Origin of the sequence: Motilibacter deserti, from assembly GCF_011250635.1 — a bacterium.
In the GTDB taxonomy this organism is placed as follows: Bacteria; Actinomycetota; Actinomycetes; order Motilibacterales; family Motilibacteraceae; genus Motilibacter_A; species Motilibacter_A deserti.
In genome coordinates, this window is sequence record NZ_JAANNP010000064.1 from 1 (window position 1) to 11,145 (window position 11,145).

Below are 11,145 nucleotides of genomic sequence, written 5' to 3' on the forward strand. Positions count from 1 at the left end.
CGCACCTGTAGCTCGTGCGGCCGCGTGTGGCACGTGGACTTCGACCCGTCCTCGGTCCCGGACCAGTGCGACCACTGCGGCGGCGCGCTCTTCCAGCGTGAGGACGACAAGCCGGAGACGATCCGTCGCCGGCTGCAGGTCTACGCCGAGCAGACGGCCCCGGTCGTCGGCTTCTACGCCGAGCACGGGCTGCTCGAGCGCATCGACGCCACCGGGACCGTGGACGGCGTCACCGCGCGCATCCTCTCGGTGCTGCGCCGCTTCGACCGCTAGAGCGCGCGGGCTCCCGGGCCGGACCGGGCACCGCCGCGAAGGAGACCCGCCTGTGTTCCGCCGTCGTGACGACATCGAGCTGAAGACCCCCGAGCAGATCGAGCTCATGCGCCGCGCCGGGCTGATCGTCGCCGACGCGCTGGCCGCGATGCGGCAGGCGGTCGCGCCCGGGATCACGACCAAGGAGCTCGACGCCCTCGCCGAGGAGGTCATCCGCTCCCGCGGGGCGGTGCCGTCCTTCCTCGGCTACCACGGCTTCCCTGCCTCGACCTGCATCTCGGTCAACGAGGAGGTCGTACACGGGATCCCGGGGGCGAAGCAGCTGCGCGAGGGCGACGTGGTCGCGATGGACTGCGGCGCGATCTTCGAGGGGTGGCACGGCGACTCGGCGCTCACGGTGACGGTAGGGGAACCGACCGCGGAGCAGGCCGGGCTGCTGGCCGCCTGCGAGGACGCGATGTGGGCGGGCCTGGCCAAGGCCGTCGTCGGGGGGCGACTCGGGGACGTGTCCGCCGCGGTCGAGCAGACCGCGCGCTCGCGCGGCGCCTACGGCGTCGTCGAGGGCTACGGCGGGCACGGCATCGGCTCCCAGATGCACATGGACCCGCACGTCCCGAACGTGGGGCGGGCCGGGCGAGGGATGCACCTGGTCGAGGGCATGGCGCTCGCCGTCGAGCCCATGCTGAACCTCGGCACGCACAAGGTCCTCGAGCTCGAGGACGGCTGGACGGTGGTGACGGGCGACGGGCGGTCCTCGGCCCACTTCGAGCACACGGTCGCGCTGACCGCGGACGGGCCGTGGGTCCTGACCGCGCACGACGGCGGCCGCGAGCGGCTGTCCGCACTCGGCGTCGCGACCCCGGCCTGAGCGGCCACGGCGGCCGGCGCGCTGTGCCCGGCCCAGCGCTCGGCGCCCGGTCCACCGCTCGGCGCCCGACGTCCGGTCGAGCCGGCCGTGCGCCCCGCCAGGTCCGGTGATCGCCCGGGTTTGGACGGTGGCGCGCCCGTCACGTAGACTTCTTCGTCGGCCGTGGGTTTGTCATGTGCGCGCTCAAGTGCGCAGCTGACGACCCGGGTGCCGATGTCGGACGGTAGACCAACAAGCTACTTCGATCACGCCACGGATTGCGGAGGACATGCCCAAGAAGGAAGGGGCCATCGAGATCGAGGGCACCGTCATCGAGTCTCTGCCCAACGCGTTCTTCCGGGTCGAGCTCGCGAACGGGCACAAGGTCCTCGCGCACATCTCCGGCAAGATGCGCCAGCACTACATCCGGATCCTCCCCGAGGACCGGGTGGTCGTCGAGCTCAGCCCGTACGACCTCAACCGCGGCCGCATCGTCTACCGCTACAAGTAGCCAAACGACACGAATCCGGGCGTGCCTCCCGCGCACCGGCGAGACGTCCAGGGGTTCATTTCCATGAAGGTCAAGCCCAGCGTCAAGAAGATCTGTGACAAGTGCAAGGTGATCCGCCGCCACGGCCGGGTCATGGTCATCTGCTCGGCCACCCCGCGGCACAAGCAGCGGCAGGGCTGAGCAGCGGCGGGCCGTCTGACGGCCCGCCGCACCGGCGGGGCCTTTCCGGCCCGCCCGCCGCACCGGACTGATTGCACCAGCCGGCGCGGCACGTACGACCGGGAGCCCGGAGCCACCGCGAGGTGGCACGGCACCGGCTCAGTACGCAGCGTCCCGACCCCCGCGGGGAGATCCGCGGGACGACACCCCCGGCACGGAGGCCGGGGACCTGCTCCAACCGACGGCCTGCGAGGAGGACAGGCCCGGCCGAGGAGCGGGAACGGCGCTGCGCAGGAACCTCCGTTCTACTCAGGAGACGCATACCGCATGGCACGCCTCGTCGGCGTCGACCTCCCGCGCGAGAAGCGCGTGGAGATCGCCCTGACCTACATCTACGGCATCGGCCGCACCCGCGCCGCGGAGACGCTGGCCCAGACCGGCGTCAGCCCGGACACCCGGGTCCGCGACCTGGGCGAGGACGACCTCGTTCGGCTCCGCGACTGGATCGAGGGCAACTACCGGACCGAGGGTGACCTCCGACGCGAGGTCGCCGCGGACATCCGCCGCAAGGTCGAGATCGGCAGCTACCAGGGTCTGCGGCACCGCCGCGGCCTGCCGGTCCACGGCCAGCGCACGCACACGAACGCGCGCACCCGCAAGGGCCCGCGTCGCGCGATCGCCGGTAAGAAGAAGCCCGGCAAGAAGTAGTCCCCGTAGCAGGTGCCGCGCCCTTCGGCGCAGCGCCTTCCTACCGGACCGACGACCTCCAGGAGCGAGAGCAGACATGCCCCCCAGGACACGGCAGCAGGCCGGCGGCGCCAAGAAGGTGCGCCGCAAGGAAAAGAAGAATGTCGCGCACGGCCACGCGCACATCAAGAGCACGTTCAACAACACGATCGTCTCGATCACGGACCCGCAGGGCAACGTGATCTCGTGGGCCAGCGCCGGCCACGTGGGCTTCAAGGGCTCGCGCAAGTCGACGCCGTTCGCCGCGCAGATGGCCGCCGAGGCCGCCGCCCGCCGCGCCCAGGAGCACGGCATGCGCAAGGTCGACGTCTTCGTCAAGGGCCCGGGCTCGGGCCGTGAGACCGCGATCCGCTCGCTGCAGGCCACCGGCCTCGAGGTGGGCTCGATCCAGGACGTCACGCCGGTGCCGCACAACGGCTGCCGTCCCCCGAAGCGCCGCCGCGTCTGACGCGCGCAGCCCACGAATCGTAGGAGCGAAGTAACCCATGGCCCGCTACACCGGCGCGGACTGCAAGCGCTGCCGTCGCGAGAAGATGAAGCTGTTCCTCAAGGGCAGCAAGTGCGAGTCCCCGAAGTGCCCCATCGAGATCCGTCCCTACCCGCCGGGCCAGCACGGCCGTGGCCGGACCAAGGACAGCGAGTACCTCCTGCAGAAGCGGGAGAAGCAGAAGTGCGCCCGCATCTACGGCGTCCTCGAGAAGCAGTTCCGCGGCTACTACGAGGAAGCCAACAAGCGCCAGGGCAAGACCGGCGAGAACCTGCTCCGCATCCTCGAGAGCCGGCTCGACAACGTCGTCTACCGCGCCGGGTTCGCCCCCAGCCGTGACGCCGCCCGCCAGTTCGTCCGCCACGGCCACCTGCTGGTCAACGGCAAGAAGGTCGACATCCCGTCGTACCGCGTGACGGAGAACGACATCGTCGAGGTGCGCCCCGGCTCGGTCGAGATGACGCCGTTCGTGATCGCTCGTGCCACCGTCGGCGAGCGCACCGTCCCGGCGTGGCTCGAGGTCATCCCGAACCAGATGCGCATCCTCGTGCACGCTCTCCCGGCCCGGCAGGTCATCGACACGCCGGTCCAGGAGCAGCTGATCGTCGAGCTCTACTCCAAGTAGTCCCCGTGTCCCGGGGCCGTCCGCTGGCGCGGCGGCCCCGGGGCATCGCCATTCCCTCGTCGCGGCGTCATATGGCGGACGCCGCCGGAAGGAAACTCCGTGCTCATCGCCCAGCGGCCCACCCTCGCTGAGGAGCCGATCTCCGAGTACCGCTCGCGGTTCGTCATCGAGCCGCTCGAGCCGGGCTTCGGCTACACCCTCGGCAACTCCCTGCGCCGCACCCTGCTCTCCTCGATCCCCGGGGCCTCGGTCACGAGCCTGCGCATCGAGGGCGTCCTCCACGAGTTCACGACCGTTCCGGGCGTGAAGGAGGACGTCACCGAGATCATCCTGAACATCAAGAACCTCGTCGTCAGCAGCGAGCACGACGAGCCCGTGGTGATGTACCTGCGCAAGCAGGGCCCGGGCGCCGTGACCGCCGCCGACATCGCCCCGCCGGCCGGCGTCGAGGTGCACAACCCCGACCTGCACATCGCCACGGTCAACGAGAAGGGCAAGCTCGAGATCGAGCTGACCGTCGAGCGCGGCCGCGGCTACGTCTCGGCCGTGCAGAACAAGCAGCCCGGCCAGGAGATCGGCCGCATCCCGGTCGACTCGATCTACTCGCCCGTCCTCAAGGTGACCTACAAGGTCGAGGCGACCCGCGTCGAGCAGCGCACCGACTTCGACCGCCTCGTGGTCGACGTCGAGACCAAGCCCTCGATCCTGCCGCGCGACGCCATGGCCAGCGCCGGCAAGACCCTCGTCGAGCTCTTCGGGCTGGCCCGTGAGCTCAACGTCGAGGCCGAGGGCATCGACATGGGCCCGTCCCCGCAGGACCAGGCGTTCGCCGAGAACCTCGGCATGCCGATCGAGGAGCTCGAGCTCACGGTCCGGTCCTACAACTGCCTCAAGCGCGAGGGCATCCACACGGTCGGCGAGCTGATGAGCCGCAGCGAGGCCGACCTGCTCGACATCCGCAACTTCGGCGCGAAGTCCATCGACGAGGTCAAGGCCAAGCTCGCGACGATGGGCCTCTCGCTCAAGGACAGCCCGCCCGGGTTCGACCCGAGCGCCGCCGTCGAGGGCTTCGGCGCCGACGACGACACGTCCTTCGCGGAGGACGAGCAGTACTGAGCACGCGGGCCTGCCCCGGGGGAGCCTTCGCTCCCCCGGGGCAGCGCCTAGGCTCGTGGCCAGCGAGCCGACCGAACACCGCCCGAACGACGCTGTAGCGACCCAGCGACCGACTGACAAGGAACCTTCATGCCCACGCCCACCAAGGGCCCGCGCCTCGGCGGCGGCCCCGCGCAGGAGAAGGCTCTCCTCGCCAACCTCGCCACCTCGCTGTTCGAGCACGGCCGGATCCGCACGACCGAGGCCAAGGCCAAGCGGCTGCGCCCCTACGCGGAGAAGCTCATCACCTTCGCGAAGAAGGGCGACATGGCCTCGCGCCGGCAGGTGCTGACCGTGATCCGGGACAAGAGCATCGTGCACACGCTCTTCACCGAGATCGGGCCGCGCTTCGCCAACCGCCCCGGCGGCTACACCCGGATCGTGAAGATCGGCCCGCGCTCGGGCGACAACGCGCCGATGGCGATCATCGAGCTCGTCGAGGCGCTCACCGTGCAGCAGACCGCTGTCGGCGAGGCCGAGGCCGCGACCTCGAGGGCTGCGCGCGGCAACGTCTCGGTGGGTGAGGCGGCCGCCGCGACGGGTACCTCTGCTGCATCCGAGCAGGTTCCCGCAGAGGAGCAGAGCGTGGTCGACGAGAGCACGACGGCGAGCGACGAGACCCCGGCGACGGACGTGTCCGCCCCCGAGGGTGGCGACCAGGCCGCCGAGGAGGGCACCTCCGCGCAGACGGCGGGGGCGACCGAGGAGTCGCAGGCCGAGGGCGACCCTGACAACGACCCGAACAAGGCGTGACCGACCGCCCTTCGCACGACGACGAGCCCGCCGTCCCCCTCCCGGGGGGCGGCGGGCTCGCCGCTTCCCGGCCGGTGCTCGCCGAGGACGAGCGCGTCCGCATCCGGTTCGACCTCGGCTACGACGGCACCGCGTACGCCGGCTGGGCCCGGCAGCCCGGCCAGCGCACGGTGCAGGGGACGCTCGAGGAGGCGCTCGGCCTGGTGTGGCGCGAGCCGGTGGCGCTGACCGTCGCGGGGCGGACCGACGCCGGCGTCCATGCCCGTGGCCAGGTCTGCCACGTCGACGCTCCGACGGCGGCGTGGGAGCGGACCGGCCCGACGCTCGTCCGCCGGCTCGCCGGCATGCTTCCCGACGACGTCCGGGTCCGCTCGGCCGCACCGGCGCCGGACGGCTTCGACGCCCGGTTCTCGGCCCTCTCGCGCCGCTACGCGTACCGCGTCCGCGACGACGCCACCAAGGCCGACCCGCTCGAGCGCGCGTGGGTGCTGCGCCACCCGCGCCCACTGGACCTCGAGGCCATGCAGCTGGCCTCGCAGCTCCTGCTCGGCGAGCACGACTTCGCCGCGTACTGCAAGCGGCGCGAGGGGGCCACGACCGTTCGCGAGCTGCTCCTCCTGGAGTGGGCGCGCGACGACGCGGGCCGTGCCGTCGCGACACTGGTCGCGGACGCCTTCTGCCACTCCATGGTCCGCGCGCTGATGGGCGCGCTGCTCGCGGTCGGCGACGCGCGGCGCGACGTGGAGTGGCCGCGGTCGGTGCTCGACGCCCGGCTGCGCGACCCCGGGGTGACCGTGGCTCCGGCGCACGGCCTGGTGCTGGAGGAGGTGCGCTACCCGGCGGACGACGAGCTGGCCGCACGGGCGGCGCAGGCCCGGAGGGTGCGCGTGCTCGAGGCCTGACTGACGGCTTTCCGGTGCATTCGCGGCGCGCTCGGGGCACACTCTGCGTTCTAGATTGCCGACGTCCTCAACGGGGATGCGACGTGGAGCACTTGAGCATGGTGGGCTGCACCCGACCGTCGGTCGCGCGCGAGCTCGAGCAGCTGAGCGGGTCGCTCGTCGGGGAGCTGAACGGGCTGGCGCAGCTCGCGGCCGCGGTGTGCGGGACGCCGATCGCCGCCGTCAGCCTCCTGGTCGAGGACCGGGTGACGTTCCCCGCGGGCCACGGCCTGCGGTTCCGCGACTCCTGTGTGGGCGACACGCTCTGCGAGGTCGTGGTGCAGTCGGGGGACCGCCTGGAGGTGGTCGACGCCGCCGCCGACCAGCGCTTCGCCGAGCTGCCTCCGGTGGCCGGTCGGCCCGGGGTCCGGTTCTACGCCGGGGTGCCCCTGAGGGCCGACGACGGCTCACCGGTCGGCGCGCTGGCCGTGCAGGACCTGCAGGCCCGCCGTACCCGCCTCACGGACGCCCAGTGGGAGCACCTCGAGGTGCTGGCCCGGCAGGTGATGGCGCTGCTGCGGCTTGCCGGGCAGAGCGCGACCGCGCTCGAGCAGACCGGGCAGCTGGCGCACGCCCGCGGGCTGCTCGACGCGCTGCTCGCCAACACCACGGCGCTCGTGGCGGTGAAGGACCTGGAGGGGCGCTACCTGCTGGTCAACCGCGAGGTCGCGCGGCGGACGGGAATGGCCGCCGAGCAGGTGCTCGGGAGGACGGCGCACGAGCTCGGGCCGTACGCCGAGGAGTGGGTCGCCCAGGACCGCGAGGTCGCCGCCACCGGGCAGACGCTGCACGTCCTCGAGACCGTCCGCCGGCTGGACGGGCGGCCGGCCGAGTACGCGACCACGAAGTTCCCGCTGCTCGACGACGACGGCAAGGTCTATGCGGTCGGCGCGATCCGGGTCGAGGTCGACGACCCCGCTGCCGCGCGAGCGCGGCTGTACGAGTCCGAGCAGCGCTACCGCGCCCTGTTCGAGCAGGCGGCGGTGGGCCAGGCCGAGGTGAGCCTCGACGGCACCCTGCTGACGACCAACCGCTGCTTGGAGCAGATGCTGGGCTACGAGCCGGGCGAGCTGGCCGGGCGCCGCGTGGTGGACCTCGTCGCGCCGGCCGAGCGAGCCCAGCTGGAGGCCGACATGCGCGGCTGGCGGGAGCCGGGCTACCGCCGACAGCTGACGCCGCGGCGCTACCTGCGCAAGGACGGGACGCTGCACCCGGTCCTCATCTCGGCCACCGTGGTCGACGACGCGCAGGGCCTCCCGCGCGCGGTGCTGGCGACCGTGCTGGACGAGCGCGACCGGGAGGAGGCGGCACGCCGGCTGCAGGCGAGCGAGCAGCGTCAGCGCAGCTTGCTCCAGGGCATCCCCGACGCGGTCCTGGTCGTCGACCGCAACGGGCTCGTGCGCGAGGTCAACACCCGGACCGAGACGCTGTTCGGGTACGCCGCGGCCGAGCTCGTGGGGCGGCCGGTGCAGGCCCTCGTGCCGCGCGCCGCAGAACACGGCCTGGACGGGCGGCCCGGCGGCGCGGATGGCGCGGATGCCCCGGGCGCGGTGGCGCTGCGCAGGGACGGGTCGCCGGTCCCGGTGGAGATCAGCCTGGCCGCCGTGGACCTCGACGACGGCCCGGCGGTCATCGCGACCGTGCGCGACGTGACGGAGACGCGCGCGCTGCAGCGCCAGCTGCACGCCAGCGAGGAGCAGTTCCGCCAGGCGTTCGCGGACGCGCCGACCGGGATGGTGCTGACGGGGCTGGAGGCGCACAACCGCGGCCGGATCATCCACGTCAACCGGACGGTGTGCAGCCTGCTGGGGCGCCCGGCCGAGGAGCTGATCGGATGTGCCACCGCCGCAGTGCTGCACGCGGATGACGCTCGGGCCAGCGATGCGGTCGTCGACGAGCTCGCGGAGGGGCTGGCCTCGGAGTGGAACGCCGAGCGCCGGCTCTGCCACAAGTCGGGGGCGACGGTCTGGGTGCGGCTGAGCACGTCGGTCGTCCACGCCCTCGACGGCAGGCCGCTGTACGCCATCACCCAGGTCGAGGACGTCACGGCCCGCAGGGCGGCCGAGCAGCGGCTCGCGCACCAGGCGATGCACGACGCCCTGACCGGGCTGCCGAACCGCGTCCTGCTCCTGGACCACCTGCAGGGCGCGCTCGCGCGCTCGGCCCGGCAGGGGAGCCGGGTCGCCGTCCTCTACCTCGACCTGGACAACTTCAAGGACGTCAACGACGCGCTGGGCCACGCGGCCGGCGACGAGCTTCTCGTGGACTTCTCCCGCCGCCTGACCCAGTGCCTACGCGACACCGACACCGCGGCCCGGCTCGGCGGGGACGAGTTCGTCGTGGTCTGCGAGGGCCTGGACGGCCCGGACGAGGCGAGCGTGGTCGCGTCCCGGGTCGAGGCCGCGCTCGACATCGACGTGCCCGTGCGCGACCACTCGATCCGGGTCACGGCGAGCATCGGCATCGCGATGAGCAGCGGTCACGAGAGCGGCGAGGACCTGCTGCGCGAGGCCGACACGGCGATGTATCGCGCCAAGCGGGCCGGGCGCGGCACGTTCGCCCTGGCCGACCCGGAGAACCAGGCCCGGGCGCTTCGGCAGGTCCGCCTCGCCGCGGACCTGCGTCGGGCGCTGGAGACCGACGGGGAGCTGGTCCTGCACTACCAGCCCACCTTCGACGCGCGGACCGGCGCGGTCGCGGCGCTGGAGGCGCTGATCCGTTGGGAGCACCCGGAGCACGGGCTGCTGCTGCCGGGCGCCTTCCTGGACGTGGCCGAGGACCGCGACCTCATGGTGCCGCTGGGCGCCTGGGTCCTGCGCGCGGCGTGCGCCCAGGCCGCCGCCTGGCACGAGCGCCTCGGCGCCGCGGCCCCGGAGATGTGGGTCAACGTGTCCAGCCGCCAGCTGGGTGTGGCCGAGCTGACCCACCGGGTCGACGAGGTGCTGCGCGCCACCGGGCTGCCGCCGGACAAGCTCTGCCTGGAGATCACCGAGCGCCAGGTGGTCGAGATCGACGGGGTCGTCCGGCGTGACCTCGACGGGCTGGTGAGCCTGGGGTGCCGGCTCGCGCTCGACGACTTCGGCACCGGCCACAACGACATGTCCCACCTGCGGGCGCTGCCGTTCGACACGCTCAAGATCGACCGGGTCTACGTGACGGGCCTGGGCACCGACCGCACCGACACCGCGATCACCACGAGCATGGTGACGCTCGCCAAGTCGCTCGGGCTCACCGTGGTGGCCGAGGGCGTGGAGCGGCCGGCGCAGGCGGACCAGTTGCGCGAGCTCGGGTGCGACCTGCTGCAGGGCTTCCTGCTGCACCGGCCCGCGCCGGCGACCCAGCTCGACCGCGTGCTCGACCGCGTCGTCGACCTCGACGCGGACCGGGCCCCGGCGACGGGGCGGGCGTGAGCCCGGCGGGCGGAAAACCGGAGGCGCCGGACGGCCCCACCGGCGACACTTCCTGACCATGGGCCATGTCGACGTCTCCGGGGTCAGCCATGCCCTGCCCGACGGCCGGGTGCTGCTGACGGACGTGTCGTTCCGGGTCGGTGACGGCCTCAAGGCCGCGCTCGTCGGCGCGAACGGCGCGGGCAAGACCACGCTGCTCCGCCTCGTCGCGGGCGACCTGACGCCGCAGCAGGGCGCGGTCACCCGCAGCGGCGGGCTCGGCGTCATGCGGCAGCTGGTCGGCAGCGTGCGTGACGAGTCGACGGTGCGCGACCTGCTCGTCTCGGTCGCGCAGCCGTCCGTGCGGGCCGCGGCCGCAGCCCTCGACGCCGCCGAGCTGGCGATGATGGAGCGCGACGACGAGCCGACCCAGCTGCGCTACGCGCAGGCGCTGTCCGACTGGGCCGACGCCGGTGGCTACGAGGCCGAGGTGCTCTGGGACACCTGCTGCACGTCCGCGCTCGGGGTGCCGTACGACCGGGCGCAGTGGCGCGAGGTGCGCACACTGTCCGGCGGCGAGCAGAAGCGGCTCGTGCTCGAGGCGCTCTTCCGCGGGCCGGACCAGGTGCTGCTGCTCGACGAACCGGACAACTACCTCGACGTCCCGGGCAAGGAGTGGCTGGAGCGCACCATCGCCGAGAGCCCGAAGACCGTGCTCTTCGTCTCCCACGACCGCGAGCTGCTCGCGCGCACGGCCGAGCGGGTCGTCACGGTCGAGGCCGGCGGCGCGGCGGGCGGCGGCGTCTGGGTGCACGGCGGCGGGTTCGCGACGTGGGCGCAGGCGCGGCACGACCGCTTCGAGCGCCTGGACGAGCTGCGGCGCCGCTGGGACGAGGAGCACGCCAAGCTCAAGGAGCTCGTCCTCTTCTACAAGAACAAGGCGGCCTACAACGACGGCCTCGCGAGCCGCTACCAGGCGGCCCAGAAGCGGCTCGAGCGCTTCGAGTCAGAGGGCCCGCCGGAGGAGCGGCCCCGCGAGCAGAAGGTCACCATGCGGCTGCGCGGCGGCCGGACCGGCGTCCGTGCGGTGATCTGCGAGCAGCTCGAGCTGTCCGGGCTCATGCAGCCGTTCGACCTGGAGGTCTACTACGGCGACCGGGTCGCGGTGCTGGGCAGCAACGGCTCGGGCAAGTCGCACTTCCTGCGGCTGCTCGCCGGCGGCGACGTACAGCACTCCGGTACGTGGCGGCTGGGCGCG

11 protein-coding genes and 1 pseudogene are annotated in these 11,145 nt (G+C 72.8%); all 12 read left to right on the forward strand.

Features of this window, described 5'->3' with window-relative positions; all coding sequences use genetic code 11:
• A pseudogene (locus tag G9H71_RS18935) lies at positions 1–273 on the forward strand (adenylate kinase); the annotation flags it as partial.
• 52 nt (positions 274–325) lie between these two features.
• Positions 326–1,141 carry a type I methionyl aminopeptidase gene (gene map / locus G9H71_RS18940; RefSeq protein ID WP_166284352.1) on the forward strand — a complete coding sequence of 272 codons (816 nt, stop codon included), beginning with the start codon at positions 326–328 and terminating at the stop codon, positions 1,139–1,141.
• Positions 1,142–1,409: 268 nt separating this feature from the next.
• Complete coding sequence (gene infA, locus G9H71_RS18945; RefSeq protein ID WP_121194827.1) at positions 1,410–1,631, forward strand: translation initiation factor IF-1; 222 nt, start codon at positions 1,410–1,412, stop codon at positions 1,629–1,631.
• 63 nt (positions 1,632–1,694) lie between these two features.
• On the forward strand, positions 1,695–1,811 hold the full coding sequence (gene rpmJ, locus G9H71_RS18950; protein WP_166284353.1) for a 50S ribosomal protein L36: 117 nt from the start codon (positions 1,695–1,697) through the stop codon (positions 1,809–1,811).
• Positions 1,812–2,117: 306 nt separating this feature from the next.
• A complete protein-coding gene (rpsM, locus tag G9H71_RS18955; protein ID WP_166284354.1) occupies positions 2,118–2,498 on the forward strand; it encodes a 30S ribosomal protein S13 in 381 nt (126 codons plus the stop codon).
• 76 nt (positions 2,499–2,574) lie between these two features.
• Positions 2,575–2,985 (forward strand): 30S ribosomal protein S11, encoded by a 411-nt coding sequence (gene rpsK / locus G9H71_RS18960; RefSeq protein ID WP_166166650.1) that lies wholly within the window; start codon positions 2,575–2,577, stop codon positions 2,983–2,985.
• A 37-nt stretch (positions 2,986–3,022) separates the two neighbouring features.
• On the forward strand, positions 3,023–3,649 hold the full coding sequence (rpsD, locus tag G9H71_RS18965; protein ID WP_166284355.1) for a 30S ribosomal protein S4: 627 nt from the start codon (positions 3,023–3,025) through the stop codon (positions 3,647–3,649).
• A 99-nt stretch (positions 3,650–3,748) separates the two neighbouring features.
• Positions 3,749–4,765, forward strand: a complete 1,017-nt coding sequence (locus G9H71_RS18970) for a DNA-directed RNA polymerase subunit alpha (protein WP_166284356.1) — start codon at positions 3,749–3,751, stop codon at positions 4,763–4,765.
• A gap of 129 nt (positions 4,766–4,894) precedes the next feature.
• On the forward strand, positions 4,895–5,557 hold the full coding sequence (gene rplQ, locus G9H71_RS25590) for a 50S ribosomal protein L17 (protein ID WP_166284357.1): 663 nt from the start codon (positions 4,895–4,897) through the stop codon (positions 5,555–5,557).
• A gap of 74 nt (positions 5,558–5,631) precedes the next feature.
• Positions 5,632–6,459 (forward strand): tRNA pseudouridine(38-40) synthase TruA, encoded by an 828-nt coding sequence (gene truA, locus G9H71_RS18980; protein WP_166284360.1) that lies wholly within the window; start codon positions 5,632–5,634, stop codon positions 6,457–6,459.
• Positions 6,460–6,542: 83 nt separating this feature from the next.
• Entirely contained in the window at positions 6,543–9,908 is a 3,366-nt protein-coding gene (locus G9H71_RS18985) for a PAS domain S-box protein (RefSeq protein WP_166284358.1), read from the forward strand.
• Positions 9,909–9,966: 58 nt separating this feature from the next.
• A partial coding sequence (locus G9H71_RS18990; RefSeq protein WP_166284359.1) for an ATP-binding cassette domain-containing protein occupies positions 9,967–11,145 on the forward strand: 1,179 nt, incomplete at its 3' end.

What these genes read in the sequence shown, in the direction of transcription:
- infA (WP_121194827.1), top strand. Translation starts at nt 1,410, where the DNA reads ATGCCCAAGAAGGAAGGGGCCATCGAGATCGAGGGCACCGTCATCGAG.
- rpmJ (WP_166284353.1), top strand. Translation starts at nt 1,695, where the DNA reads ATGAAGGTCAAGCCCAGCGTCAAGAAGATCTGTGACAAGTGCAAGGTG.
- rpsM (WP_166284354.1), top strand. Translation starts at nt 2,118, where the DNA reads ATGGCACGCCTCGTCGGCGTCGACCTCCCGCGCGAGAAGCGCGTGGAG.
- rpsK (WP_166166650.1), top strand. Translation starts at nt 2,575, where the DNA reads ATGCCCCCCAGGACACGGCAGCAGGCCGGCGGCGCCAAGAAGGTGCGC.
- rpsD (WP_166284355.1), top strand. Translation starts at nt 3,023, where the DNA reads ATGGCCCGCTACACCGGCGCGGACTGCAAGCGCTGCCGTCGCGAGAAG.
- rplQ (WP_166284357.1), top strand. Translation starts at nt 4,895, where the DNA reads ATGCCCACGCCCACCAAGGGCCCGCGCCTCGGCGGCGGCCCCGCGCAG.